This is a genomic window from Streptomyces sp. NPDC059534 (assembly GCF_042743475.1).
In the GTDB taxonomy this organism is placed as follows: domain Bacteria; phylum Actinomycetota; class Actinomycetes; order Streptomycetales; family Streptomycetaceae; genus Streptomyces.
The window spans coordinates 96152-120978 of record NZ_JBHWAQ010000023.1 but is presented as its reverse complement, the minus strand read 5'-3'; the positions used below and the strand labels follow the sequence as shown (position 1 = coordinate 120978).

Sequence of the window (24827 nt, the reverse complement as noted above, 5' to 3'; positions counted from 1 at the left end):
GCGGTCCCCCAGATAGGTCGTCACGAAAGATCGGTCGCGGGCGGCCGTCCGGCCATCCCGTTCCGCCAGTCTGCTGCCGCGCCGACGACCGAAGTGATCTTGACCGCGCACAACGATGCCCCGCCCGGCTTGGAGGGTTCCCCACTAGCTCGTACCAGGCGTCGAAGCATGCTCCTTCGCAGTCCCCGGCGCTGGTGGCCGCCCACGCCGGGGACACGGCGCCTTACCGTCCCGCTGTCGGCGGTGACGCCGAGTTACTCCGAGGGGTTCGCCGTCCCGCTGTCGGCGGTGATGCCGAGTCGCTCGGAGACGGCGGTGAGGGCTGCCCCGAGGGGCACCGCGACGCGGGTGAGGGCGTGCGGGTCGCCGCGGATCGGGTCGCGGTTCACGATCACCACGGGGGTGCCGTCCTGGGCTGCCTGGCGGACGAAGCGGAGGCCGGACATCACGGTCAGCGAGGAGCCGAGGACCAGCAGCGAGGTGGCCTCGCGGACCAGGGAGCGGCAGTGCTCGACCCGCCGGGGCGGCACGTTCTCGCCGAAGAAGACCACGTCCGGTTTGAGGATGCCGCCGCAGAGCGCGCAGGGCACGACGCGGAAGTCCCCGATCTGCTCGTCGGTGAGGTCGGCGTCACCGTCCGGGTTGACTCCGGCCGCCACCGGGGCGAAGCCCGCGTTGGCCTCCTCCAGCCGTCGGGCCAGCTCACGGCGCGGGCTGAACGTGCCGCAGGACAGACAGACGACCCGGTCCAGGCCGCCGTGGAGTTCCACGACCCCATCGCTGCCGGCGGCCTGATGGAGCCCGTCGACGTTCTGGGTGATCACGCCCGAGAGCAGGCCGTGCCGCCCGAAGGCGGCCACGGCCCGGTGTCCCGCGTTGGGCAGCGCCCGGCCGAACGTGCGCCAGCCGAGGTGGCTGCGCGCCCAGTAGCGGCGCCGGGCCTGGGCGCCGCCGGTGAAGTCCTGGTACGTCATCGGCGTGTGCCGGCTCAGGCTCCCGCCCTCGCCCCGGTAGTCGGGGATGCCCGACTCCGTGGAGATCCCCGCCCCGCTCAGTACCAGCACACCACCGGCATGCAGCGCCTCGGCGACCGGCGCCAGGTCGGTGGTGCCCGGTGGCAGGTCCTCGGGCGGCGTCCAGCTCAGAGTGGGGCGCATGCGCATGCAGCCAGGGTACGGAACCGGCCGAGGCGCGTGTCTCCGAGGCTTTCGGCGACGATGCACCCCGCGACGACGCACCCCGCGACGACGCACCCCGCGACGACGCGCCCCGCAACGAGCCCCCCCCGCAACGAGGCGCCGCGCGACGAGGCCACGCGACCGGCCCGGGCGAACGCATTCGGCCATCCCCGGCCCCCCGGCCCTCTTTCCCTGGCTTGTCATGCCACCGATCGGGTATTGCTGCTTAGCATGGCCGTCACACGCGCGCCTTCCGTACCTGATGCACCGCAGCGGCGCCCGGACACGGCGCGCGGGGCGAGCGGAGTGGGCTCGCGGAGCGGGGAACGGGGGCAACAGGGGTGGCACTTTCGCATGCGGAGACGTGGCGCGTTCGCATCCTCGACACGCGTGGACAGCCGGTCGGCGCCGGGGTGCTGCTTCCCGGTGGCCGGGTGCTGACCTGCGCCCACGTGGCGGAGGCGGCGTTCGACGAAGCGGCGTTCGACGAAGCGGAGGGCGGCGCGGCGGACGGCCCGGTCGGAGCCGAGTACCTGGAGAACGCCGAGCTCACCGTCGACTTCCCCGGGTCGCTCGCCCCCCGCGGCGGGCCCGTGCGTGCGGGGATCGCTCCCCTCGGGTGGGCGCCGCCGGACGGGGAACGTGCGGATGTGGCCGTACTGGAGTTGCGGGAGCGGGCACCGGACGACTGCGCGCCCGCGGTCCTGCGCCCCTGCGGAGCGGCAGGCGACAGGATCGTACGGGCCTTCGGTCATCCCGCGGGCGGGTCCGCCGGGCTGTGGGTACGGGCCCGGCTGGTCGGGGCGGGCGGGCTGAGCCCCGAGTGGGTGCAGCTGGAAGCGGCGGGCGAGGCCGGGGACCGGCTGCGGCAGGGGTACAGCGGCGCGGGCGTCGTCGACGCCACCGGGGCCGTGATCGGCCTGGTGGTGGCGGCGGACACCCGCGCGGAGCGCCGTACCGGATGGATGATCCCCGTCGAGGCGGCCGTACGCTACTGCCCCGGTGTGGCCGACGCGGTCGCCGCGGACCAGGACCCGGCCCCGGACCCGGGGGAGTCGGCGGGGACGAACGGGAGGCACTCGGCGGACCGGAGGCAGGCGGCGGGGGCGGACGCCCTTCCGCCACCGTGGCCCCCCACCGCCGAACGCGACCTCGCCCGTGTGCTCGTCAAGGTACGGAGCTTCGCCGACGCGCACCGCCGGGAACGGGTGCTGCGGGACACCGGCGACGACATCGCGTTCCACGTGGAGCGGACCGGGATCCTCATCAACGACGCACGGGCCGTGGTCGGGCTCTGCCTGGAGTACGAGGACGGCATCGACCGGCTCGCGGCGGCGCTGCGCTGGTACGAGCCTGGATCACTGCCCATGCGCGAGTTCGACCGGGCGATCGCCCGGCTGCGACCTCGGGACTCCGGCGGTGGGATCGCGCCATGAGCGGCTCCCACGACCCCTACTGGACGCTGGCCCGCCAGCTGGTGCGGCTCCAGCGCCCGGCCGCGGACACCCTGTCGGCCCGGCGGGCCGCGCTCGCCCGGGTGGCGGCGGAGTGCGGGGCCACGCCGCGCACCCCGGAAGGCACCACGGTGGAGGCGCTCGCCGCCGAACTCGCCTACTGCGCCGACCACTCGGGCGGACTGGCGGCCTATCTCGGCGAGTTCGCCCGGGGGTTCGAGAAGACGCACGCGTGGCGCGCGGTGGAGCAACTGCAACGGCAGCTCTTCACCGCCACGCTCGTCGACCCGCACCACCACCGCGTGCTCTGCGAGTTGCTCGAATCCTGCGACCAGGCCCCCCGGCTGCGCACGCTCGCCCTGCGCGTCCTGCACGACGCCGGAACCGGACCTCTCGCCCTGGAGGACCAGGGGGGCGGCCGAGGCCACGCCGACCACCGGAACGAGGTCGCGGAGATCCTGGCCGTCTTCGACGACCTCGCCTACGGCTGGGAGGACGAACCGCACCCCCTGCTCGTCTTCGTGGAGACCGTCGCCGTCCTCGAGGACTCCCCGCTCCGGGCCCGGATGCGCGCCTGGAGCGGGCAGGTCGCCGCCCACCTCGGCTGCCGCAGCCCGCAGCGACTCGCCCGGCTGCGGGAGGAGGTCGCCGTGCGGGCCGGCCGGCCGCTCTCGCCGTACCGGCTGCTCGTGGAGATCACCGCGCGGACGCCCGTACCCGATCACTACACCGTACGGTCCTGGGTGGTGCCCCCCGGGCCGGACGGGACACGGCAGTACGGCGCACCGGCGCAGCTGTCCTCCCGCGCGGAGATGGAGGCGGACGTCGCCGCGCGCTATCTGTCCTGCGTCGAGGACCTGGGGGAGCTGAGCGCGGGGATGCGCGTCGAGTTCCTGCTCCCGAGGCCGCTGCTGTGGCTGCCGGTGGACCAGATCATGGCGAGGCCACCGGACTCCGTCCCGCGGCCGATCGGCGCCGACCACACCGTCCTGGTCCGCAGCCGGGACCGGTGGGCGAAACCGCACTGGCGGCCGCTGCTCCACGAACGGTCCGACCTCCTCACCTCCGGACCGGACGTCTGCTTCGAGTCGGCCGCCGTGCGCGTCGTGCCGTACGGGGAGCGGCTGTGCCCGGAGGAGCTGCTCCGGAGGCTGCGGCACGACCGCGAGCAGCTGGGCTGGCTGTTCCTCCAACCGCCCCCGTACACCGGTGGACTGGAGCCCGACGCGGTCAACGTCCTGCTGGAGATGGGGATTCCGGTCATCGTCGCGGTGCGTGAGGTCGGCGAGCGCCCGGATGCCGAACGCAAGACGAGGAAAGTCCTGGCCGGGAGGCTCATGGAACTACCCGAACGGGTAAGGATGCTGAGGGGCGAAATGGGCCCGGACAGCGACGTGTTCGCCGTTCTGGACCTGCATCGCCACCTCAGCCTAGTGTGGGACGGCCGTGACGGACTGGAGGGGGCGGACGCCGCGCTGGGGCATCCGCGGACCGGGGGTGGCTTGCCATGAGCGGGACCGTGAACGACGCGGCGGGCAGCGGGGACGACGCCGACGGTACGGGCGCTGCCGAGGGCGCGGGCGAGACCGATCGTACGGGCGCTGCCGACGTTACGGGTGATGCCGACCGTGGAGGCGATGCCGACCGCGGGCGCGATGACGGGGCCGCGCGTGCCGTGGGGCCGACGGACACGCCCTCCGCACCCGACTGGTGGGTGTTCCGGGACACCGGCGAACACCGCTCGCCCGAGGACGAGGCACTGCCCAAACTGCCCGCGCCACCGGCCTGGCGCCGCTTCCGGCCGGAGTCCGAGCGCGGCCCCCTGACCGTCCCGGTGCCCCCAGACGGCGCGGACACCCGGCGCAGGCTCGGCCGCCGGCGCGGCGGTACACTGAGCCCGAAGGTGCTCCACGTCGTCAACGCGGCCATTCATCTGCGCCGCCCCCTGCTCCTCACCGGCGCGCCCGGCACCGGCAAGTCCACGCTCGCCCACCAGATCGCCTCCGAGCTGGGCCTGGGCAGGGTGCTGTGGTGGCCGGTGGTCAGCCGGACGACGCTCCGCGACGGTCTGTACGACTACGACGCCATCGGCCGCGTCCAGGACGCCCCGCAGCCGGGACGCCGCTCCGCCGGCGGGGACGGTCCGCTGCCCGGCGTCGGCCGCTATCTCACGCTCGGCCCGCTGGGAACCGCACTGCTGCCGTGGCGGCGCCCGAGGGTGCTGCTCGTCGACGAGCTCGACAAGAGCGACATCGACCTGCCGAACGACCTGCTGCACATCTTCGAGGAGGGCGAGTACCGCATCCCCGAACTGGAGCGGCTGGCCCAGTCCCAGCGCCAGGTGGAAGTGGCCACCACCGACCACGACAAACGGGTCACCGTCACCGCCGGCCGGGTCCGCTGCGCCGAGTTCCCCGTCGTGATCATCACCAGCAACGGAGAGCGCGACTTCCCGCCGGCCTTCCGGCGCAGGTGCCTCGAAGTGCGGATGCCCGCACCGGACGCCGGGCGGCTCGCCGCGATGGTCGCCTCCCACTTCGACGGCGGGCTCGACGGACGGACCACCGAGCTCGTGCGCGAGTTCCTGGAGCGCCGGGGCGACAGTGCCGATCTCGCCGTCGACCAACTGCTCAACACCGTGCACATGCTCACCAACGGCGCCGCGGAGGCGGACGACGCCTCCTGGCGGCAGCTGCGCGACGCCCTCTGGCGGAATCTGTCCTCGGACACCTCACCATGAGCGGAACCGGGGGCTCCGGCAGGCCCACGGCACGGGAATGGGCGGAGGCGATCTGGCTCGCGGAGGTGATCGGGCCGGCCGACGCCACGACCCCGCCACTCCCGGACGCCGGCGCCTTCGAGGACGGCGGGTCCGGCGGCGCCACGCCCGATCAGGCCACCGACCCGGACGGCGCCTTCGGCGAAGGCGGCGACGGCGGAGCGCGGGAGACGCCGGACGTCGCGGCCCCGGGAACGGCCACCCGCCCCGGAGCCCGGAACGGCCCGGGGGCCGACCACGAGGCCGGAACCTCCCGTCGCACCGGGCCCGGTACGGCAGATGGGGCGACGCCGACTCCCTCGTCGCCGCCGGGCGCCGCCCCCTCCGGCTCGGGCGCCACCGCCTCCGCCGATCCCGACGGCCCGCTGCCCGCCGTCCCCCGGATGTCCCACACCCTCCTCGCCGGATCCCCATCCGGCCCCGGGTACGGCTCCGCGGGCACGAGCGCTGGTGACGGGCTTCCCGGCGCGCTCCGCGAGCCCCGCAGGCTGGCCCGGGCCCTGAGACCGTTCAACCGGCGGTTACCCGCCGGCAGCCGGCACAGCGTCCTCGACGAGGAGGCGACGGCCGTCCGCGCGGCCGAGACGCGCCAGTGGACCCCCGTGCTCACCCGGCCGCCCGCCCGGTGGTTCGAGGTGGCCCTCGTCGTCGAGCAGAGCGTCTCCATGGCGGTGTGGCAGCCGGTGGCCCACGCGTTCGCCGAACTCCTGCGCCGCCAGGGCGCGTTCGCCGACGTGAGAACCTGGTCCCTCGACACCCGGGACGGCAAGCACGCGGTGCTGCGGTCCGCCGCCGGAGGACTGCGGCACAGCCCCGCCGAACTGTTCCACCCGGACAACCGGCGGATCGTCCTGGTCATGAGCGACTGCGTCGGCGACGCGTGGGCGGGCGGCGCGGTGCCCCGGCTGCTGCACACCTGGGGCCGGCGCGCGCCGGTGGCCGTACTGCAGCCACTCCCCACCCACATGTGGGACCTGTGCGACGGCGTACCCCGGGAGCTGCGGCTGCGAGCCCCGCTCCCCGGACTGCCCAACTCCCGGCTCGAACTGCTGCGGGAAGGCCGCTGGGAGCGGCCGTGCGACAGCGATCCGGCCGATCCCCTGCCCGTGCCCGTCCCCGTCCTCGAACTGGAACCCCACTGGCTCGCCGGGTGGGCCCGGATGGTGACCGGCGGCGGGCTGCCCTTCACCGAGGCGACCACGCTGCTGGTGAACGCGGAGGGGCTCACCCCCCACTGCCTCCCGCCGTTCACCTGGGAGGAGCGGCGGGCGCCCATCCCGCCGGACCTGGCGGTACGACGCTTCCTCCAGCACGCGTCACCGGCGGCGCGAGGACTCGCCGCGCGCCTCGCCATGGTGCCGCTGCGCCCCGAGGTGGTCGAGGCGGTGCGCCAGGGCACGGCGACCGCCGGACCGCTGCCGTTCGCGGAGATCCTGCTCGGCGGACTCCTCCGGTTACGTCCGGCGACCGGCCCCGAACGGCCGGGCGAGCGCTACGTGTTCGAGTTCCTCGACGGGGTACGGTCGCGGCTGCTGCGCGGCCTGGGGCGCGCCGAACTCCTCCGCACGCTCCAGGAGACGTCCACACTGGCGGGCCGAACGGTCGGGGCCCGGCCGGACCTGCTGAGAACCGTCATCGGCAGCCGGGAACAGCCCGAGGCGGACACCCTGACCGAGCTCGACCGCGAACTCCTCGACGCCGCGCTGCCCGCGCTCAAGGCGCTCGGCCCGCCCTACGGCGCGGTGTGGGACCCCGTCCACGGAAGGACGGAGTTCGGTCCGGCCACCACGGGGGAAGGGATCACGGCGGACGGTGCCCGACCGGACGACCACGGCCCGGGCGCCACGACACCGACAACCCCGCCGGTCGTCCTGCCGCCGGACGACGGCACGGGCTCCGCCCAGGACAGCGCCACTCCGCCCCCGACCGCAAAGGAACGCACCATGGAACCGCCGCAGTCCGGAGGAACCCCATCGGATCGTCCGCCCGGGGGTCCCGGCGACACCGGCACCGACGGCACGACCGGCACCGGCGCCCCGGGCACGGCGGGTCCGGGCGCGGGAGGTCAGCAGGGCCCTCCGGGAAACGCCCGCTCGCCCCGCTCCGTCCCCCTGCCCAACCCCTTCTTCGCCGCCCGCGAGGCCGAACTCGCCGCACTGCACCGGCAGCTCGGCACGAACACCAGGGCCGCCGTCCTGCCGCACGCGCTGCACGGCCTCGGCGGCGTCGGCAAGACGCAGCTCGCCCTCAAGTACGTCCAGCTGCACCGGCACGAGTACGACCGGGTGTGGTGGATCGACGCCGAGCAGCCCGCCGTCATCCGCGCCCAGCTCACCATGCTCGCGCCGGAACTCGGCCTGGTCCCCGACGCCCAGAGCGACACCGTGGCGCGCGTGATCGCGGCGCTCGCGGCGGGCGAGCCGTACCGCCGGTGGCTGCTGGTGTTCGACAACGCCGGGCAGCCCAACGAGGTCATCCCCTACCTGCCCTCCCTGATCGGCGACACCGACCTCGCCGGGCGCATCCTCATCACCTCGCGCCACGCCGGCTGGTCGGACCGGGTGCTCGCCACCCGGGTGGACGTCTTCACCCGCGCCGAGAGCCTGGACTTCCTGCGGGCACGCGCGCCCTGGGCAGGACCGGAGGAAGCCGACCAGCTCGCCGAACTCCTCGGCGACCTGCCGCTCGCCCTCGAACAGTGCGCCGCGCTCCAACGGCAGACCGGCATCGCGGTCTCCGACTTCCTGGCGATGATCGAACAGCGTCGGGCCGAAGTGCTGGCCGAGGGCGTCGACTCGATCACCCTGCCGGTCGCGGTGGTGTGGCGGGCCTCCATGCGGTCACTGGCCGAGCAGACCCCCGGCGCCCTCGAACTCCTGCGCCTCCTCGCCTTCTTCGGCCCGGAACCGGTCGCCCTCGGCTTCCTCCACGACGCCAGGATGCTGCCACTGCCGCCCGCCCTCATGCGGCTGGCCCGGGACCCACTGGCCCGCGGCCGCACCATCCGGGCCATCAACCAGTACTCCCTGCTCACCGTCGACAACGTGGCCGGAACGGTGCAGATGCACCGGCTCGTCCGCGCGGTCCTCCAGGACGAACTGTCCGAGACGGAACAGAGCGACATGCGCCACCTGGTGCACCAGGTCATCGCCGCACACGACCCCGGCGACACCCAGCGCCCCGAGCACTGGCGCAACTACACCGACATCCTTCCCCACCTGGAGCCCACGGGCCTGCTCACGTGCGAGGACCGGCACATCCGGGACACCGGGGTGAACCTCATCTCCTCGCTGCTCTCCCGCGGCGTACTGCGCGGCGCGGCGCAGCTCGGCGAGCGGATCAGCACGGAGTGGCGGACGTTCCTGGGCGCGGACGACCTGCAGACCCTCTGGGCGATGCGGTACCGAGCGAGCGCGCACTGGCAGCTGGCCGAGTTCGCGACCTCGCGTCCCCTCAACGAGGAGGTGCTGCGCCGCCTGCGGGACACCGTCGGCGACGACCACGAGTACACGCTCACCGCCGCGGGCGCCCTCGCCGCCGACCTGCGGACCGCCGGACGCTTCACCGACGCCCTGGCCCTGGACGAGGACGCCTACCGGCGCAGCGTGAACGTCTACGGCGCCGACGACCCCTTCGCCCTGCGCGCCGGCCACAACTACGCCGTCAGCCTGCGCGTCAACGGACGGTACGCCGAGGCCCTCGACCTCGACCGGCGCGTGTTCCGGGAGCGCCTGACGGTCCTCGGCGCCACCGCGCACTCGACGCTCTTCTCCGTCAACAACGTCGCCCGCGACCTGCGCGAGCACGGCGAGTACGCGGCGGCCCTCGAACTCCAGGAACAGACCCTGGGCCAGTACCGCAGCCAGTACGGCGACGAGCACCCGCACACCCTGCGGGCGATCAAGAACATGTCCGTGACCTGCCGCAAGGCCGGCGACTTCGACCGCGGAAGAGCCCTGGCCGAAGAAGCCCTCGAGCTCTACCTGCGGATCTTCGGCCCCCTCCACATCGACTCGCTCGCCGCCTTCACCAACCTCTCCAACGACCTGCGCCTGACGGGCGACGGCGAGGCGGCCGAACGGCAGGGCGCCCAGGCCGTCGAACGCTACCGGGCGGTGCTCGGCACCGAGCACCCGCTGACCCACGTCGCCGCCGTCAACCACGGCGCGGCCCGCCGCGCCACCGGCGGCTTCGCACAAGCCCTCCGTCTCGACCAGGCATCCGCGGCCGGCCTGGAACACGCGCTCTACGAGGACCACCCGTGGCCCCTCCTCGCCCACGTCAACCTGGCGACCGGACTCGCCGCCGCGGGCGAGCACCAGGCGGCGCGCGAACAGGGCGAGCGGTGCGCCCGGCTCCTGGAGAACCGCTACGGAGACCGCCATCCGGCGACCCTGGCCGCCCTCTGCAACCTCTCCCTGGACCTCGTGGCCTGCGGGGAGGACGAACGGGGCGCCGAGCTCATGGCCTCCGTGGTGCGCCGCTACCACGGCACGCTGGGACCCGACCACCCGGAGACGCTGTCGGCGCGGGCCGGCCGCCGCGCCGAGTGCGACATCGAACCGCCTCCGCTGTGACGGACTCCGTCCCTCACCGACCACCTACGGATCCCAGGAGTCGAGAAGGGCGCCCATGGCGTCGAGCAGCCGCCGTCCGTCCGCCGTCGTCCAGTCCTCGCGGGCGGCGAGCGAGGCGACGGCGATCCGCGCGGTCCGCCGCCAGTGCGCGTAGGGCCGCCCCGCCGCGCCGTTCCCGAAGTCCCGTTCCTCCCGCCAGAACCCGGCCGTGACGAGGAACGCGGACCCGCCCTGCAAGAGAGCGCCGGGCGGCCGGGGCAGCTCGCTCCACGGCGCACGGCCCCTGCTGCCCGGCGGGGCGTCCAGCAGGGGAGCGAGGTCCGTCAGGGCGTAGAGGAGCGAGTGCTGGGCCTCGTGCACGAGATCGGCCGCCAGCTCCACCGGATCGTCGATCGCCGACAACGCGACCAGCCCCGTCGCGTCACTGAACGACGCACTCCGCCAGCCCGCGCCCCCTTCACCCGTCAGCGGTACGACGACACGCAGCACACCCGCGACCGTCTCCGCGCGCTCCGGGTGACGCTCGGTCAACACGTCCCAGGCCGCGTCGATACGGCGCTGCCAGGCCGCGTACTCCTGGGGCGGGAGAGGCCGTGCCGGCCGGCGCACGGCAGTACCGAGACGCAGCGGATCGAGGGTGTCGAGCCGCACGACGACCCCGCTGCCGAGGCGGCCGCCCGCGACTGCGCCCGCGCGCAGACGCAGTCGCGGTACGGGGTGCCAGCCCGGATCGCCGCCGCCTTCCTGCCCGCTTTCGCACGCGCCGGAATGGCCGGCTGTCGCCCTGCCGAACCCCGCGGCGCTGCCGAATCCCGCGGCGCTGCCGAATCCCGCGGTGCTGTCGAGCCGTACCAAGCGGTCGTGCCCCGCCTCGCCGTCGTGCCCCGCCACGGCGTGAAGCCCCGCCACGCCGTCGAGCAGCACCGGGCGGTCGCCCGCCCGGACGAGCCTGGCGCCGCCTCCGTCACGCACGACCGTTGCGGTGCGGGGACCCGAGGCCGGGAGGAAGGCCGCCCCCAGCCCGGGGAGCACCACCCCGGTACCGTCCGCGACCGGTACCCGGATGCGGAAGTCGAGGCCCGCACGCAAGGCGGCCGCGGCCGCGAAGCGGGCGAGACCCGTGAGAGGCACCCGGGCGGTGGCCTTCGGGCCGTCGGCATGGGACCGCTGAGCCTGCCGTGCGAGCCATGCCCCGGCCTCCGGGTCGCCGAGGACGTCGGCGAAGACGTCGGGCCGGAGGCGGCGGACCTCGGCGAGGAGGGAGACGGACTCCGACCAGTGGGGTTCGACGCGGTGCCGGGCGTGGGCGGCGCGCAGAAGGAGGAGGTTGCGGTCGCGGCGGGCGGTGCGCAGGGCGGTGAGGACCTCCGGGCCGGGGGTGCCGGCCGCCAGGCCCTCCCAGAACGGCTGTCGGGGGAGCGGGGAGGGGGCGCGACCGGCTTCGGGCCGGAGGCTCATGCGCAGCGCTCCGTGCACCGCCCGGGCGTCGGCGCCACTCCCGGGACCCGTGCGGCCAGGTCGCCGCGGACGATCCGTGCGGCGTGGCCGATGAACCGTGCGAGATCCGGGCAGTACACGGACGGGTTGTCGTGGCCCGCGCCCCCGGACCCCTCGCGGTAGCGGTGCGGATAGTGGCCGCCGCCGCAGACGGCGACGAGCGGGCAGGCGCGGCACTGCGCGCAGAGCCCGTCGCGGCCGGACTGCCGGGCCGCGACCCCGGGATGGGCGAGCAGCGCGTCGAACGCGTCGTCGTGCAGGCTGAGCCCCGTGCGGTCGGCCCCGTCGAACGTGGTCTTGAGGTGGTCGGAGAGCGCGAGCGAGCCGTCGGTGTCGACCACGGCGAGCCGGCTCGGCGCGGCGCCGATCACCTCGCTGCCGGACTCCCCGCCGAGGAGCAGATCGAGTACCGACTCGAACAGGGAGATACGCGGCGCCCGGGCCCCGCCCCCGTACCAGCGGTCGAACACGGGGATCAGCCAGTCGGCGTACGGCGTGGCGGCCGGATCGGGGACGCGCCCGGGCGGGGGCAGGGTCCAGTGGCCGAGCGGCAGGATGAGGGTGACGGCGGGCGGATCGTACGACAGCAGGTGCTCGTAGGTGGCCAGGGGATCGGTGGCCGGATCGACGGTGGTCAGGACCCCGGCCCAGAGCGCGCGGTGTTCGGGACGGGCGAGGAGCCGCAGCGCGGCGGCGACCCTGGCGTGACTGCCGCGGCCCCCCGGGTCGCGGCGGTAGCGGTCGTGGACGGCGGGCGGGCCGTCCAGGCTGACCCCGATGCGGATGTCCTCGTCCCGGCAGAGACGCAGGACGGCCGCGTCGAGAAGGGTGCCGTTGGTCTGCAGCGCCACCTCGGCCCGGGTGGTGGGCGGCAGCGCCGCACGCAGAGCACGGACGAGGCCGGCGAGGAACGGTTCACCCGCCAGCAGCGGTTCGCCGCCGTGGAGGATCACCCGGACCGAGCGCAGCGCATGGCGCCGGGCGTGCTCGCCGATCCGCCGGCAGAGGAGTTCCGCGGTCGCCGGGGCCATGGTCACCGGCTGGGCGCGCCAGCCGCGGTCCGCGCTCTCGTACACGTAGCAGTAGGTGCAGGCCAGGTTGCAGCGGCTGTGCACCTTCACCAGGAATTCCCGGAAGGGGAGCGCCTGCCGGGTGCGCGCGGGCGCGCTCACACCGGGTGGTCGTCGGTGGGCACGGCGGACGAGTCGTACGCGGCGAGCGGAGCCTCCTCCGCGGCCAGCCGGTCGAGGACGCGCCGGGCGGCGCGTGCGAGCACCGGGTTCGGCCCGTCGAGGAGCTCCTCCAGCGTGAGGTCCGCGAGATCCCCGACGCCCGTCAGGTCGGGCAGGCTCGACAGGTCGGGTGGGCCCGCCGGCTCGGGCAGGCCCGTCAGGTCCGGGACCCGGACGGTCGGGATGCGGCCGTGGACGCGCTCGAGTGGACCGGTCCCCATGACATCCCCCTGTCGCCCCTCGTGCCTCACGGCCCCCGCCCTTCTCCGGTGTCACCGAGCCAGGCCGCCCGTGTCACCGTGAGGGTCCCTCTCCGTGTCATGGCCATTCAGTCGCCTCGTCAAACAAAGAACCGATCGCCGATGTCGCGATCGAGCGGGTGTGGCGACGGCGCGGAGCGAGGCCCCCGTGGGCCACAATGCTGTCCAACGGGGGCTGAACGAACGGGGATTTCCTATGAGTTGGAAGCAGCGGGCGGGCGGGGAGAGTTCCGGTTCCGGGCACCGTCTCCCTCCGGCCCTGGCCCGGTTCTTCCCCGCTCCGGCGTCTGCCGGAGCGTCCTCGTCGGAGGCTTCCGACGACCCGCTGGCCCGCTGGATCGTGCCCTCCGTCCTCATCGGCGTGGTGGCCGGTCTCGGCGCGGCGGCCCTGTTCGGACTGCTGCATCTGTGCACGGAGTTACTCCTCGAACACGTTGCCGGGTTCCGGCCGTACCTCACCTCCGCCGAGGGCGGTCCCCGCGACCTGGTCCCGTCCGACCGCCCCTGGGCCGTCCCGCTGGTGGCCGCCGGAGGAGCCCTGGTGGCCACGGCGCTGGCCGTGTGGCTGGCGCCCGAGGCGCGGGGACACGGCACGGACGCGGCGATCGCCGCCGCCCACCACAACCCGGCCGGAATGCGCGGGAGGGTGACCGTGGTGAAACTCGTCGCCTCCGCGCTCACCATCGGATCCGGAGGCTCCGGCGGCACGGAGGGACCCGCCGCGCAGATCTCGGCGGCGTTCGGCTCGGTGATCGCCCGCCGCACGGGCATGACCCGCGAACAGGCCCGTACCGCTCTGGTGATCGGCCTGGCGTCCGGCGTCGGCGCCATCTTCCAGGCCCCGCTCGGCGGCGCGCTGCTCGGCGCCGAACTCCTGTACCGCAAGGACATGGACGTACGGGTCCTGCCGAAGGCGCTCATCGCGGCCTGCGCGGGCTGGCTGATCTTCGGCGCCTGCTACGGCTTCGCCCCCGTCCTCGGCCGCCACCCCGACGACGGATCGGGATTCGGTCCGGGCGACTTCGCCCTCATCGCCGTCACCGGTCTCCTGTGCGGGCTTGCCGGCCGCCTCTACACCACGGTCTTCTACGCCGTACACCTGCGGACCGAGGCCCGCGTCCGTACCGTCCCCGCCCGGATCGCCGCGCCGGTCGCCGCCGCACTGCTCGTGGGCCTCCTCGGGCTGCTGGTCCCCGGCGTCCTCGGCACCGGGTACGGCCTGATGGAGGCCCTCACCGACCGCGGCACGGTCGTGGAACTCCCCATACTCCTCCTCCTCGCCATCCCCCTCGCGAAGATCGCGGGCACCGCCCTGACCGTGGGCTCCGGCGGCTCCGGCGGCATCTTCGGACCGTGCATGGTCGTCGGCGCGGGCGTCGGCGCCCTCGCCTGGCGACTCGGCGAGGCACTGCACCTGCCGTCCACCGGCCCCCTCCCGTACGTGGTGGTGGGCATGGCCGCCTGCCTGGGGCCGGTGGCCCACGCGCCCATCGGCGTCCTGATCATGGCCACGGAGATGGTCGCCGACGCCTCCCTCCTCGGCCCCGGCGTCCTCGCGGTCCTGTGCGCCTCGGCGGTCACCGGGCGCACGACGCTGTACCGCAGCCAGCTGGAGCGGCGAACGGAGGAGCCGCGCGGCGAAGGCGGGGGCATTCGGGACGAGACCAGCCCCGACGGTGAGGGCATCGACGACCCGGCCGTCACCTCTCACCCCGCCCCGCTTACCGCGTCGCTCACCGCCCCGCGTACCGTCCCCGCACCGGCGACCGCCGCCGCCCCCGCACCCCCGCCGCCGGCTCAGCCCTCGCCGTCCGCCCGCCCCGGCGCCTCCGACTGATCCGCTGTCGCGCCGGCACCGGCGCCGGCCGAGGGTGTCGCCTCCTCGTCCTCCGGTTGCCGACGAGGCGCTCCCCGCTCCCAGACCACCTTGACCTTGATGTGGCCCTCGACGCCGGTACGGGCGACCACGACGCCCGTCTCGACGTTGAACTTCACCCCGAACTCCAGCTCCACGGTCGACGGCGGCGCGGGCATCGCCACCAGCCGGTCGAGCGTCCGCCCCGCCATCTCCCGGATCTGCTCAAGGCCAGCCTCGAACCGCCCGGCCGCGACCTCCACGGCTCCGTCCGCCGTACGCTGCCGTGCCCTGGCCCGCACGATCTCGGGGCTTTCGTCCTCGAACGCCACGAACACCGCGGCGTCCCCGTCCCCCAGCGCGAACCGTGCCAACTCCTCCGGCATGACCCCTCCGCCTGCTACTCCCGAACCGAACCGAACCGACGAACCGAACTGAACTGAACCGACGAACCGAACCAACGAACCGGCGGACCGCACTAGGCCGGGCCGGGTGCCCGGCGCCGCCAGCCTACGGCGAGGGGCCACGGGGGGCACCGACGTCGGCCGAACTCCCGGACAGGCCGGTCGGCCGGGCCGGGTGCGAGCCCGAAGCCGACGGGGCATCAAGGGGGCAGCGCGTACATTCCTCGCCCGATCCCCTTACACAGCGGGGGGTTTGACCCTTAGCCTCACCACATCTCGCAAGTTACCTGCCAGTCAACCAATCTGTGATGGGCGCCCCGGGCCCGGAGGTCGACATGAGTTCCGCGCAGCACCTGCTCGAAAGCCGCCCGCCTTCCGTGGCGCACCTGTTCCTGTCACGGGTCGAGGCCACCCCAGGGCGAGAGGCGTACCGGTACCCCGTGGCGGCCGCCGACGGCGCCGCCGGTGCCGAGGAATGGCGTTCGCTGACGTGGGGCCAGACCGCGGAGCGCGTGAAGGCGATCGCGGCCGGCCTGCTCAGCCTGGGACTGGGGGCCGAGGAGCGGGTGGCCATCTCGTCCTCGACGCGGGTGGAGTGGATCCTCGCCGACCTGGGCGTGATGTGCGCGGGAGCCGCCGCGACCGCCGTCTACCCGAGCACCAACGGCGACGAGACGGCGTACATCCTGGCCGACTCCGACAGCCGCGCGATCTTCGTCGAGAACGCCGAGCAGCTGGCCAAGGTCATCGCGCACAAGGACCGCCTGCCCGGGCTCGACCACGCCGTCCTCTTCGACCCGGCGGCGGACACTGCCGAGGTCGACGGCCTGGAGGTACTCACCCTCGCCGAGCTCGAACAGCGCGGCAACGACCACCTCACGAAGCATCCGGACGCCATCGAGACCACCGTCCGGGGCATCGCTCCGGAGCAGCTCGCCACGCTGATCTACACCTCCGGCACGACCGGCCGCCCGAAGGGCGTGCGCCTGGTGCACGACTGCTGGTCGTACCAGGGGGTCGCGCAGGAGGCCACGGGGCTGGTGCTCCCCGACGACGTGCAGTTCCTGTGGCTGCCGCTGTCGCATGTCTTCGGCAAGGCCCTGATCTCCGGTCAGGTGCAGTCCGGCCACGTGATGGCCGTGGACGGGCGCATCGACCGCATCGTCACCAACCTGCCCGTAGTCCGGCCCACCGTGATGGCCTCCGCACCGCGGGTCTTCGAGAAGGTCTACAACGGCATCGCCGCCCGGGCGAGGGCCGAGGGCGGCGCCAAGTACAAGATCTTCCTGTGGGCGGCGCGGGTCGCCCGCGACTACGCCAGGACCGGCCAGGAACAGCAGGTGGCGACCGGCCGGCGCACCGTGCCCCTGTCGCTCACCGTGCAGCACGCCATCGCCGACAAGCTGGTCTACGGCAAGATCCGTGCGGCCTTCGGCGGCGCGCTCCGCGGCAGCGCCTCGGGCAGCGCCGCACTCGCCCCCGACATCGGCTACTTCTTCGCCGGCGCCGGCGTGAACGTCCTCGAAGGCTACGGCCTCACGGAGACCAGCGCCGCCTGCACCGTCAACCCGGCCGACGACTACCGGGTGGGCACGGTCGGCAAGCCCCTGCCCGGTACCGAGGTCCGCATCGCCGAGGACGGCGAGATCCTCCTGCGGGGCCCCGGCATCATGCGCGGCTACCACAACCTTCCCGAGAAGACCGCCGAAGTCCTGGAGAGCGACGGCTGGTTCCGCACCGGCGACATCGGCGAGATCGACAAGGACGGCTACGTCCGGATCACCGACCGCAAGAAGGACCTCTTCAAGACCTCCGGCGGCAAGTACGTCGCACCCACCGAGATCGAGGGCCGTTTCAAGGCCGTCTGCCCGTACGTCAGCAACATCCTGGTCATCGGCAACGGCCGCAACTACTGCACCGCCCTCATCACGCTCGACGAGACCGCGATCATGCCCTGGGCCGTCTCCCACGGCCTCGCCGGCCGCACCTACACCGAGGTCGTCACCTCGCCGGAGGTGCACGCCCTGATCGACGGCTTCGTCCAGCGCGTCAACGGCGACCTCCAGCGCTGGCAGACCCTCAAGAAGTTCTCCGTCCTGCCCCGCGACCTCGACGTCGAACACGGCGAACTCACCCCCAGCCTCAAGATCAAGCGCCCCTTCGTGGAAAGCGAGTACGCCGAACTCGTCGAGGCCATGTACGAGGGCTCCCGCGAAGCCTGACCCCTCGCTCCGTCCGGTACGGCAGGCCACGGCCGTACCGGACGGCCCACCGCGCTCCTCGTGGCGGACCGCCCGGCGCGACGGAGAGTCCCAGCGGTCCCGCTGCCGGATCAGGGCGCGAAGGACAGCATGCGGGGCTCGTGCCGGGCGTCGTCGCCGTTCAGGCCGGAGGGCACGATCACGAGCCGGTCACCCGTGTAGGCGTTCTGCCCGACGACCCCCATGCCGAACTCCACTCGCGCGGTCGCGACGGGAAGCCGCAGCACGTCCTTGATCGTGTCCACGCCGCCCGGCCCGACCCGGAAGACGCGCCCGGGCGAGCCGCCCGCGCCCAGCTGGTAGACGAACCCGGTCCTGCCCGGCCCGACCCGCAGCGGGTAGTAGCCGTACGAGGTTCCCCCGGCCTTCACTCCCCACACGAGCTTCCCGGTGCCGAGGTCGTAGGCGCCGATGCGATCGGTGTCGCCCAGCAGCACGAGCCCCCCGCCGACGAACGCCTGCCGGCACGCCTGGGCGTTGTCGCTGGTGTCCACGGAGTCACCGCAGTGCGTGATCCCCTGCGGCCGCGGGTCGATGGTCCTCCGGGCCCGCCCGTCGGGCCCGAGCGCGACGACCCGCCAGTCGTCGCCGTTCGACGCCTTGCGCACGGTGGTGATCACGACCGGGTCGACGGAGAGGACCTGACCCACCGCCCACCCCGGCTCCGTCCGGTAGCGCCACCGCACCTTCCCCGTGGCCGGATCCGCCTCTCGAAGCTGGCTGTACGCCTTCTCCAGCGCGCTGATCGCGCAGTCGGCGATCACGAGAAGCCGTCTGCCGCCCGCCACCCTGCCCGGATAGCACTTCCCGGGGTTCTCCAGCGGGATGTCGTACGCCTTCGTCCCGTCGACGACCCGGTACGCCGCCGCCTTCATGCTCTGCACCACCGCGAACGTGCCACCGCTCACGGCACTGTCCACCATGATCGTGTCGTCCCCGGCCCCCGTCTCGGTCAGCTGCTTGTGCCAACCGGCCTTGCCGGTGCGCAGATCGATCATCCAGAGCTGATTGCACCGGGTCCCGGTCCATGCCTCGACGTTCTGCAGAACGACGACGACCTTCCCGTCCGGAGTCGGGTTCACCGGCGTCTCGCAGACCGGTGTCGGCAGTGCCAGGCTCCACAGCTCGGCACCGTCGCTGAGCCGGTGCGCGGCGACCTTCTTGTAGACGGCCTGGACGGCGGCGCCCCCGAAGATCCACAGATCCTCGGTCGGGATGTTCCGCCGCGGCAGGTCGGTGCGGTCGTCGACGATCCAGGCGCCGGCCTCGCCGGACCGCCGCCGCTGCGCGATCTCCTCGGTCGTGGGGATCTCGGAGGGCGTCGGGCTCGGCTTCGCCGACGGGGAAGGCGTGCCCGCCGTCCGCGAAGGCCGCGTCGACTCCTTGGCGACCGGGCCCGCCGGGCGCTCCGGCCCGCCGGGCCACCCCAGGTACGCGCCGCCGCCGACAGCCAGCACGAGCACGAACACCGCGGCGGTCACCGGCCACCGCCACCGCCATCGCCGGCGGGGCCCGGGCGGCGGTGCCCCGTACCCCTCGGGAGCGTACGGATTGTCCGGCACGGGCCAGGGCGGTGGACGGTGCCTGTACCAGGGCTCCTGCGATTCCGACATACGGTTCCCCCTGCGCCGATGCGAGCGGCTTCCCGCTGAACCTACCTACCGGAAAGCCGTTCTGATTGTCAGTCAGGCTAGCGACGACAAGGCGCGGGGCCGCGTCCGGGGCCCGGTGACCGGATGGCTACGGGGTGCACCTCCGGGTCCGCTGTCAATCAAGGTTGACATCACGTCGCTGTCAACATAGGTTGACGTCATGACCGATGCGACCGATCTCGCCGCGCGAGCGGGCGACCGCGACCCACGGGTCGGGCTACGGGCCGTCTCCGCGCTGCGGCGACTACTGGAACAACTGGAAGCCGTCCAGGTACGCAGTGCGCGCAACCAGGGCTGGTCGTGGCAGGAGATCGCCACCGAACTGGGCGTCAGCCGACAGGCCGTCCACAAGAAATACGGGAGGCAGTGATGTTCGAACGGTTCACCAAAGCGGCACGTTCCGTCGTCCAGGGCGCGGTCGAGCACGCGGAACGGGCCGACGCGAACGTCGTCACGCCCGAACACCTGCTCCTGTCCCTGCTCGACCGCGAGGACACCCCGGCGGCGGCCGCACTCCACACCCTGTGCCCGCCCGACCGCCTCCCGTCCCTCGTCTCCGCCCTCGCCGACGCCCGGCGCCGGGCCGGACTGTCCCGCGCCGACACGGACGCCCTCGCCGACCTCGGCATCGACGTCGGCGCCATCGTCGCCCGCGTCGAGGAGACCCACGGCACGGGCGCACTCGCCGGCGACCGCAAGGACTCCGGCCGCCGCTCCGGCCGCCGCTCCTTCTCTCGGGAGAGCAAGACCGTCCTGGAGAAGTCCCTCCGCGTCGCCCTCTCCCGCAAGGACCGCGAGATCGGCGACGAACACCTCCTCCTCGCCCTCACCCTCACCGGAGGCGTCGTCGCCGAAACCCTCGCCGACCACGGCGTCACCTACGCGTCCGTCGACACCGCGGTCTCCGCCGCGACGGCCCCCTGACCGCCCCGGCGCGACGTACCGCTCAGCCGCTCGGCCTTCGAAGCCCCACGGGATCGCGCTCCGGCGGATCAGGCGTGCGGCGGTTCGCCGACCGCCGGTCGACGACCTCCGTACGAGGCGACCAACGCGTCCGCCACGATCGCCGCGTCCGCCTCTGCCACGTCCGCCGGGTACTCCGGCAGCAGGTCGTCCCAGATGACCATCCATGAACCGTACAGCTGGGCCTGCCCCTCGGGACGGGCGAAGAACCAGATGTGCAGATGGGCTCCACCGTCTCCGATGCGGTAGACGTGGGCCCGCGAGATGTGCGGCAGCGCTTGCACATGACGGGCGATGTGAGCGGTAAGGACGCCCAACTCGCCCGCGAGTCCGTCGGGCAGGTCCGCCAGGTCGAAGTGATCGCGCGGATACAGCATCAGCGCCAGCGGCACACCGACCCCCGCGATCCGGGTGAGCCGCCACCGGTCGTCCAGCCAGATCCCTTCGTCCCGCCTCCGGCACGCGTCGCAGTCCGACGGGTCCTCACCGTGCCGCGCGGGCTCGGGCAGCACCGGCGGTCGCAACGGCGCGACGCGCAGTCCCTCCGGCTCGAACGGACTGATGTCCCACCCCGTCATACGGGCCAGCGGAAGCCGCTGCTCACCGTCCGCGGCGGTACGTGCGTGGTCGTAGAACTCGTCAGGTCGCATGGCCATCCCCGAATACTACTGTTGTTCGAAGTCGACCAGTACGTGCGCCTGCGCTGCGTCTACCCCGCCACCGAGCGGGAGTTGGGGCGGGCTCGCCGGTTTCCGCGCCGACGGCTGCAGGAGGCGAGGGAGAGGACGAGGACGACGGGCCAGGAGGCAGAAGGCGCGATCAGGATTCAGCCGGTGGCCTGGGAAGTACCCAGAGAACGCGCGAAATCGGCAAGCGCCCCGAAGTCGTCCTCGCGCAGGCCGATCCGCGGGTTCACGTGGTGCAGAAGTCCCCGTGCGGGGTGGTGGGTGGCCACGTATGCCTGGTCCAAGTCGCTCAGTTCGTCGTCCACCCACGCGAACGGCCGCCCGCTCGCGTAATCCACCAGCGCGGCGGTCTTCCAGTGCACCCCGTCGGCGCGCTCCCGAAACAACACGTCACCGAAGTCGACGAAGGGAAGCTCGGGAAGTCCGATTACCGGGGCGATCCAGCGGTTGGCGTCCCCCATCCACGTAGTGGCCCAGCACAACTCATAGCCGAGCCCCAGCAGTTCTCGACCATGCTCCGGGTGGAGCCAGACCCGCAAAGGCCCCCGACGCAACGAGAACGCTCCGGTCCCGTCCGACGCTCCGCCGTCTCGGGGGACCCGGATGGTCGTGTAGCCGGCCGGACGCCTTTCCGGCTTGGCCGCGTAGGGGTTGAGAGGCCCGTCCACTTTACCGACCGCAGGAGCTTGGATATCGGCTCTGAACTGCGACGATTCATAGAGTACATGTCCGTGACGGTGAGTTGGGATCGATGATGTAGTCAGTCCGAGTGAACGTTGGCCCCATGTCTTTGGCCAAGCGAAAACGAGGCTGCGTTGGATCAGGGAGCCGGGCAGCATGGCGGTGTGGCCGATCTGCTGTGGGATGACGTGAGCTGTTTCTTCGACCCGGACCTGATGGGGTCTCTGCCGGACCTGCGTGTCCCAGACGCCTCGGTGGAGGACTGGCAGGCGGTCCTCGATCTTGTCGAGGCGAGAGGTTGGCAGCGCCAGTACTCCGAAGGCGAGACTGTGCTGCCGGTCCCTCGGGCGGAGACCGTGCTGTCCCGCCCGGAGGACGCTGAGTGCCCGAACCTGCGGGTGTGGCCGACTGTTGATGTTCTGGCGATCTTCCGTTTCCATGACGATGACGAAATCGACTTCGATGTTGATCTGCGGGAGTTGCAGGGCCAAGAGCGACTTGATGTGTTCTGCGACTTCTTGCGGGAAATCGGGCGACGCCTGGGCAAGCCGGTGCTGATGGACCCGGAGGGTGATCGTGGCCATCCGGTACTCGGCTTCGATATCGAGGCCGATCGCGTCGTACTCTTGGCTGAGCCACTGGTCAGGTGATTGCGGCCACCGGCCGCGATTTGCAGAGGGCTCCGTTGCGGAGTCAACGAAGACACTCGGGGCAACCACGGCTCGGTGGGTTCTCGTGCCTTGTCCTGTCGAGGATCAGTCGGTAGCGCCCGCCGAGCGGAGCGAACGGCCGAGATCGCCGACGAGTAGACGAGGGTGGCGCCGCCACCACCACATGTCGATGGGGTCGAATCCGCTGATCCGGTGGAACTGTGACAAGGAGATGCCGTCGTCGAAGACGGTGGCGGCCCGGAAACGATCGTCGAGGGCTTTGACCTGGGGGGTCCATAGGACGATCACACGCTCAGTGAGGATCGGCCACGCCTCATGCAGCCAGTTCCGGCTGTAGAGGTCGTTGGTGTATTCGTCCACCAGGTCGCTGTAACCGTCCTCGACTTTGTCCACGAGCCAGGCCCACTTGTCGATCATCTCTCGGACGGTGAATGCCTTGCGCCAGCCGCGTTGACGCAGGACCTCGCCTGCGGCCTGCTCGTTGTGGGGCTCCATATGCCGGAGCCTGGCATACGGGATGGTCCGGTGACCACGGGTTTCCCCTGGTCACCGGACCGGACTGAGCGGCATCCCCGGGTTGTCAGGTGCCCGTGATCTGGGCTTCGAGGTCGGCGACGCGCCGGTCCTGGAAGCGGAGGTTGGAGCGGGCGGCCTTGAGCCGCTCGTCGAGGGTGCGGTTGTCGGTCGTGAGTTGGCGGACCCGCTGTTTGAGGGTGGTGTTCTCAGTGGTGATCCGCTGGATGGCTTCCTCGGTCCACTCGGCTTCCAAGTCCCGGATCTGGCCGAGGAGTTCGCCAATTCGGGTCCGCTGGGTGAGGATCTCGGCCTGGGCGGCCTTGAGACGTTCTTCGGCGTTCAGGGCACGTTCGCGCCAGGTCGCCTCGCGCTCGTCGTTCTGGTCGGCGAGCAACTGTGCCCGGCGGCTTCCGGACTCGGCCATCGCGCTGGTGATCGTGGCTCGGGCCTCGGCGTTGTCGTAGAGGAAGGTGCGCGAGACGTCCGCGCGACGGGCGACGGCGGCGACGCTGACCTGGGTTTTCTCGCGTTGAAGTCGGGTGATGGCTTCGCGGACCCGCTGGAGGGCGGTCTCGGTCTTGTGGCGGCGGGCCGCCAGGGCGGCGGCCGTGCGGGGTTCTGGGACGGCAGCGGTCTTCATGCGATGTCCTGATCAGGGTCGTTGTCGGTTGTGCGTGTATCGCTGTACTCGCTCTGCTCGTCTTCGCTGCCCGCGGCGGCGAGGTCGGCGGCGCGGAAGGCGGTGGACCACACGCGGTGGAAGTAGTCCTGCGGTTTGCGCAGGTCCAGGGCGAGGGCGTCATCGAGCAGCCCGAGGCCGGCCAGGGCTTTCTCCAAGCCGTCGATGGCGCGGGCGGTCGGTTCGAAGTAGCGGTGGAGGTAGTCGGCGGTGGCGTCGTCCGAGGCGCCTTCGGCCAGTTGCCGCCACTGTTCCCGTTTCCGCCGCCAGTAGAGGAGGTCCGCGCCGGAGAGGACGAACTTGTCGCAGTTGTGGCAGTCGAGGTTCCAGGGACAGGCACCGCCGTCGATGACCGGCTGGAAGGTGCAGAAGCCACCCTCGGCCGGGGTGCTGCGGCGGGCGAGGTCGATGGCGATGGCGAGGGCCTGCTCCTTCGTGAGCGCCTCGGCTGAGTCCCCTGCGAGGAGCTCCCCAGGAGCGGTCGTGCCGGGGCCGGCGACCCAGACGTGCTGGAGCACGTTCTCCAGATCGGTGTTGGAGAGGTGGACGTAGTGCTCGGCCATCCGGTCCGAGACGTGTCCGAGGTAGCGGCGGATGTGGGTGAGGGTGGCGCCTTGACGCAGGAGGCTGGTGGCCAGGGTGTGGCGGGCCTGGTGGGGGACGCAATGGCCGATGTCCATAGCGTCGACCCAGGGACGGAAACGGCTGTAGAACCACGGTCTGCTCAGCGCGACCGTTCCGTCGGTGCTGCGGTAGCTGGTGGGGAACAGCGCAAGTCCGTCGCGTTCCTTGCCCGTGGGGGTGTAGCCGTGTTCGTCGGCGAACCGCCTGAGCGTTTTGCGCTGCCGGTCGGCGATGAGGGCGTAGAGGGACTCGGGGATGCGGATAGCCGCGTCGTAGTTGCCTACCTTGGTCTGGTCGTGCCAGAGCATCGCGAGCCCGCTGAGCCGACCGATGCAGTTCCAGCGGAGCTCGATGACCTCCCCCAACCGCCGTCCGGTGACCACGAGGGTCTCCCAGATGTCCCGGGCGCCCTCGTCATCCGGATCGTGGACGCGTGTGAACTCGGCGAGATTGTGTTCGTCGGCCAGTGCGCGTGCTACCTCGTCGGCGAAGGGGCGTCGCCGCTTCTGGTAGGCGGTGCTGCCTGCGTTCGGCAACGCGATGACGAACTCCCTGGCCAGGCCGATGGCGTCGGTCGCGCCATCGTCCATCGCCTTGCGGAGGATCCTGCGGGTGTGGTTGAAGACCAACGATCGCGTGCCGGTCGTGACGATGCTCGGCTTCCCATCGACCCGGACCATGGCCAAAGACGGGAGCGCGTGGCGCTCGCGATGTCGCTGATCTGCGACGAAGTGGTCGGCGTGTTGCTTCGCCAGGACTGCGGGGTCGTGGCCCCCGCCGGGGGCGTCGGCCTCGATGAAAGCGCTCAACTCGATCATCGCTCGACGAATCTGGTCCAGGGTGTGGGCGCTGTTGGGG

General features: G+C 72.5%; 20 protein-coding genes. 9 read left to right on the top strand and 11 right to left on the bottom strand.

The annotated features are described in order from the left end of the window. Window positions 1-254: 254 nt before the first annotated feature. The gene (locus ACFVZH_RS26035; protein WP_384900783.1) at window positions 255-1163 is read right to left on the bottom strand and encodes an NAD-dependent protein deacetylase; all 909 of its coding nucleotides are present in this window, start codon (window positions 1161-1163) and stop codon (window positions 255-257) included. Window positions 1164-1519: 356 nt separating this feature from the next. On the opposite strand from ACFVZH_RS26035, the gene ACFVZH_RS26030 reads away from it, so the two are divergent. Genes ACFVZH_RS26030 through fxsT form a run of 4 tightly spaced genes read left to right on the top strand, consistent with a single transcriptional unit; the run spans window position 1520 to window position 9988 of the window. Next, window positions 1520-2614, top strand: a complete 1095-nt coding sequence (locus tag ACFVZH_RS26030; protein WP_384900781.1) for a trypsin-like peptidase domain-containing protein — start codon at window positions 1520-1522, stop codon at window positions 2612-2614. Beyond that, the gene (locus ACFVZH_RS26025) at window positions 2611-4143 is read left to right on the top strand and encodes a hypothetical protein (protein WP_384900779.1); all 1533 of its coding nucleotides are present in this window, start codon (window positions 2611-2613) and stop codon (window positions 4141-4143) included. The genes ACFVZH_RS26030 and ACFVZH_RS26025 overlap by 4 nt, the downstream gene beginning before the upstream one ends. After that, window positions 4140-5372, top strand: a complete 1233-nt coding sequence (locus ACFVZH_RS26020; RefSeq protein WP_384900777.1) for an AAA family ATPase — start codon at window positions 4140-4142, stop codon at window positions 5370-5372. Before ACFVZH_RS26025 ends, ACFVZH_RS26020 begins: the two co-directional genes overlap by 4 nt. Next, window positions 5369-9988, top strand: coding sequence for an FxSxx-COOH system tetratricopeptide repeat protein (gene fxsT, locus ACFVZH_RS26015; RefSeq protein ID WP_384900775.1), 4620 nt, complete (start codon window positions 5369-5371; stop codon window positions 9986-9988). The genes ACFVZH_RS26020 and fxsT overlap by 4 nt, the downstream gene beginning before the upstream one ends. Window positions 9989-10012: 24 nt before the next feature. Here fxsT and ACFVZH_RS26010 read toward each other — a convergent pair whose 3' ends face one another. The 3 genes from ACFVZH_RS26010 to fxsA are packed head-to-tail and all read right to left on the bottom strand — an operon-like array spanning window position 10013 to window position 12938. Beyond that, a complete protein-coding gene (locus ACFVZH_RS26010; RefSeq protein WP_384900773.1) occupies window positions 10013-11446 on the bottom strand; it encodes an aKG-HExxH-type peptide beta-hydroxylase in 1434 nt (477 codons plus the stop codon). Next, on the bottom strand, window positions 11443-12657 hold the full coding sequence (locus ACFVZH_RS26005; protein WP_384900771.1) for an FxsB family cyclophane-forming radical SAM/SPASM peptide maturase: 1215 nt from the start codon (window positions 12655-12657) through the stop codon (window positions 11443-11445). The genes ACFVZH_RS26010 and ACFVZH_RS26005 overlap by 4 nt, the downstream gene beginning before the upstream one ends. Next, on the bottom strand, window positions 12654-12938 hold the full coding sequence (gene fxsA, locus ACFVZH_RS26000) for an FxSxx-COOH cyclophane-containing RiPP peptide (protein WP_384900769.1): 285 nt from the start codon (window positions 12936-12938) through the stop codon (window positions 12654-12656). The genes ACFVZH_RS26005 and fxsA overlap by 4 nt, the downstream gene beginning before the upstream one ends. Window positions 12939-13173: 235 nt before the next feature. Between fxsA and ACFVZH_RS25995 the strand changes: the two genes are divergently transcribed. After that, complete coding sequence (locus tag ACFVZH_RS25995; RefSeq protein WP_384900768.1) at window positions 13174-14814, top strand: chloride channel protein; 1641 nt, start codon at window positions 13174-13176, stop codon at window positions 14812-14814. On the opposite strand, the gene ACFVZH_RS25990 is transcribed toward ACFVZH_RS25995, so the two are convergent. Then, entirely contained in the window at window positions 14775-15218 is a 444-nt protein-coding gene (locus ACFVZH_RS25990) for a CU044_2847 family protein (protein ID WP_384900766.1), read from the bottom strand. The genes ACFVZH_RS25995 and ACFVZH_RS25990 overlap by 40 nt on opposite strands. 353 nt (window positions 15219-15571) lie before the next feature. Between ACFVZH_RS25990 and ACFVZH_RS25985 the strand changes: the two genes are divergently transcribed. Continuing rightward, window positions 15572-17458 carry an AMP-dependent synthetase/ligase gene (locus ACFVZH_RS25985; protein WP_384900764.1) on the top strand — a complete coding sequence of 629 codons (1887 nt, stop codon included), beginning with the start codon at window positions 15572-15574 and terminating at the stop codon, window positions 17456-17458. A gap of 110 nt (window positions 17459-17568) precedes the next feature. Here the strand turns inward: ACFVZH_RS25985 and ACFVZH_RS25980 are convergent, their stop codons facing one another. Continuing rightward, on the bottom strand, window positions 17569-18978 hold the full coding sequence (locus ACFVZH_RS25980) for a PQQ-binding-like beta-propeller repeat protein (protein ID WP_384900762.1): 1410 nt from the start codon (window positions 18976-18978) through the stop codon (window positions 17569-17571). Window positions 18979-19309: 331 nt separating this feature from the next. On the opposite strand from ACFVZH_RS25980, the gene ACFVZH_RS25975 reads away from it, so the two are divergent. Further along, window positions 19310-19519 carry a helix-turn-helix domain-containing protein gene (locus ACFVZH_RS25975; protein ID WP_030315760.1) on the top strand — a complete coding sequence of 70 codons (210 nt, stop codon included), beginning with the start codon at window positions 19310-19312 and terminating at the stop codon, window positions 19517-19519. After that, complete coding sequence (locus ACFVZH_RS25970) at window positions 19519-20073, top strand: Clp protease N-terminal domain-containing protein (protein ID WP_384900760.1); 555 nt, start codon at window positions 19519-19521, stop codon at window positions 20071-20073. Before ACFVZH_RS25975 ends, ACFVZH_RS25970 begins: the two co-directional genes overlap by 1 nt. Before the next feature lie 68 nt (window positions 20074-20141). Here the strand turns inward: ACFVZH_RS25970 and ACFVZH_RS25965 are convergent, their stop codons facing one another. Both ACFVZH_RS25965 and ACFVZH_RS25960 read right to left on the bottom strand, forming a co-directional pair. After that, window positions 20142-20768: a hypothetical protein gene (locus tag ACFVZH_RS25965; protein WP_384900758.1), complete on the bottom strand. Its 627-nt coding sequence runs from the start codon at window positions 20766-20768 to the stop codon at window positions 20142-20144. Window positions 20769-20938: 170 nt separating this feature from the next. Beyond that, a complete protein-coding gene (locus ACFVZH_RS25960) occupies window positions 20939-21490 on the bottom strand; it encodes a hypothetical protein (protein WP_384900842.1) in 552 nt (183 codons plus the stop codon). A 153-nt stretch (window positions 21491-21643) separates the two neighbouring features. Here ACFVZH_RS25960 and ACFVZH_RS25955 point away from each other — a divergent pair, with 153 nt between their 5' ends. Beyond that, window positions 21644-22129, top strand: coding sequence for a hypothetical protein (locus ACFVZH_RS25955; protein ID WP_384900756.1), 486 nt, complete (start codon window positions 21644-21646; stop codon window positions 22127-22129). 105 nt (window positions 22130-22234) lie between these two features. On the opposite strand, the gene ACFVZH_RS25950 is transcribed toward ACFVZH_RS25955, so the two are convergent. The 3 genes from ACFVZH_RS25950 to ACFVZH_RS25940 all read right to left on the bottom strand — a co-directional run bounded on the left by ACFVZH_RS25950 (window position 22235) and on the right by ACFVZH_RS25940 (window position 24787). Then, window positions 22235-22645: a hypothetical protein gene (locus ACFVZH_RS25950; protein ID WP_100566578.1), complete on the bottom strand. Its 411-nt coding sequence runs from the start codon at window positions 22643-22645 to the stop codon at window positions 22235-22237. An 85-nt stretch (window positions 22646-22730) separates the two neighbouring features. Beyond that, window positions 22731-23306, bottom strand: coding sequence for a DUF6262 family protein (locus ACFVZH_RS25945; RefSeq protein WP_384900754.1), 576 nt, complete (start codon window positions 23304-23306; stop codon window positions 22731-22733). After that, complete coding sequence (locus ACFVZH_RS25940; RefSeq protein WP_384900752.1) at window positions 23303-24787, bottom strand: tyrosine-type recombinase/integrase; 1485 nt, start codon at window positions 24785-24787, stop codon at window positions 23303-23305. The genes ACFVZH_RS25945 and ACFVZH_RS25940 overlap by 4 nt, the downstream gene beginning before the upstream one ends. Window positions 24788-24827 lie beyond the last annotated feature (40 nt).

Coding starts and splice junctions, on each gene's coding strand:
- ACFVZH_RS26035 (WP_384900783.1), bottom strand. CDS start 1,163: ATGCGCATGCGCCCCACTCTGAGCTGGACGCCGCCCGAGGACCTGCCA.
- ACFVZH_RS26025 (WP_384900779.1), top strand. CDS start 2,611: ATGAGCGGCTCCCACGACCCCTACTGGACGCTGGCCCGCCAGCTGGTG.
- ACFVZH_RS26020 (WP_384900777.1), top strand. CDS start 4,140: ATGAGCGGGACCGTGAACGACGCGGCGGGCAGCGGGGACGACGCCGAC.
- fxsT (WP_384900775.1), top strand. CDS start 5,369: ATGAGCGGAACCGGGGGCTCCGGCAGGCCCACGGCACGGGAATGGGCG.
- ACFVZH_RS26010 (WP_384900773.1), bottom strand. CDS start 11,446: ATGAGCCTCCGGCCCGAAGCCGGTCGCGCCCCCTCCCCGCTCCCCCGA.
- fxsA (WP_384900769.1), bottom strand. CDS start 12,938: ATGGGGACCGGTCCACTCGAGCGCGTCCACGGCCGCATCCCGACCGTC.
- ACFVZH_RS25995 (WP_384900768.1), top strand. CDS start 13,174: ATGAGTTGGAAGCAGCGGGCGGGCGGGGAGAGTTCCGGTTCCGGGCAC.
- ACFVZH_RS25990 (WP_384900766.1), bottom strand. CDS start 15,218: ATGCCGGAGGAGTTGGCACGGTTCGCGCTGGGGGACGGGGACGCCGCG.
- ACFVZH_RS25985 (WP_384900764.1), top strand. CDS start 15,572: ATGAGTTCCGCGCAGCACCTGCTCGAAAGCCGCCCGCCTTCCGTGGCG.
- ACFVZH_RS25975 (WP_030315760.1), top strand. CDS start 19,310: ATGACCGATGCGACCGATCTCGCCGCGCGAGCGGGCGACCGCGACCCA.
- ACFVZH_RS25970 (WP_384900760.1), top strand. CDS start 19,519: ATGTTCGAACGGTTCACCAAAGCGGCACGTTCCGTCGTCCAGGGCGCG.
- ACFVZH_RS25965 (WP_384900758.1), bottom strand. CDS start 20,768: ATGGCCATGCGACCTGACGAGTTCTACGACCACGCACGTACCGCCGCG.
- ACFVZH_RS25950 (WP_100566578.1), bottom strand. CDS start 22,645: ATGGAGCCCCACAACGAGCAGGCCGCAGGCGAGGTCCTGCGTCAACGC.
- ACFVZH_RS25945 (WP_384900754.1), bottom strand. CDS start 23,306: ATGAAGACCGCTGCCGTCCCAGAACCCCGCACGGCCGCCGCCCTGGCG.
- ACFVZH_RS25940 (WP_384900752.1), bottom strand. CDS start 24,787: ATGATCGAGTTGAGCGCTTTCATCGAGGCCGACGCCCCCGGCGGGGGC.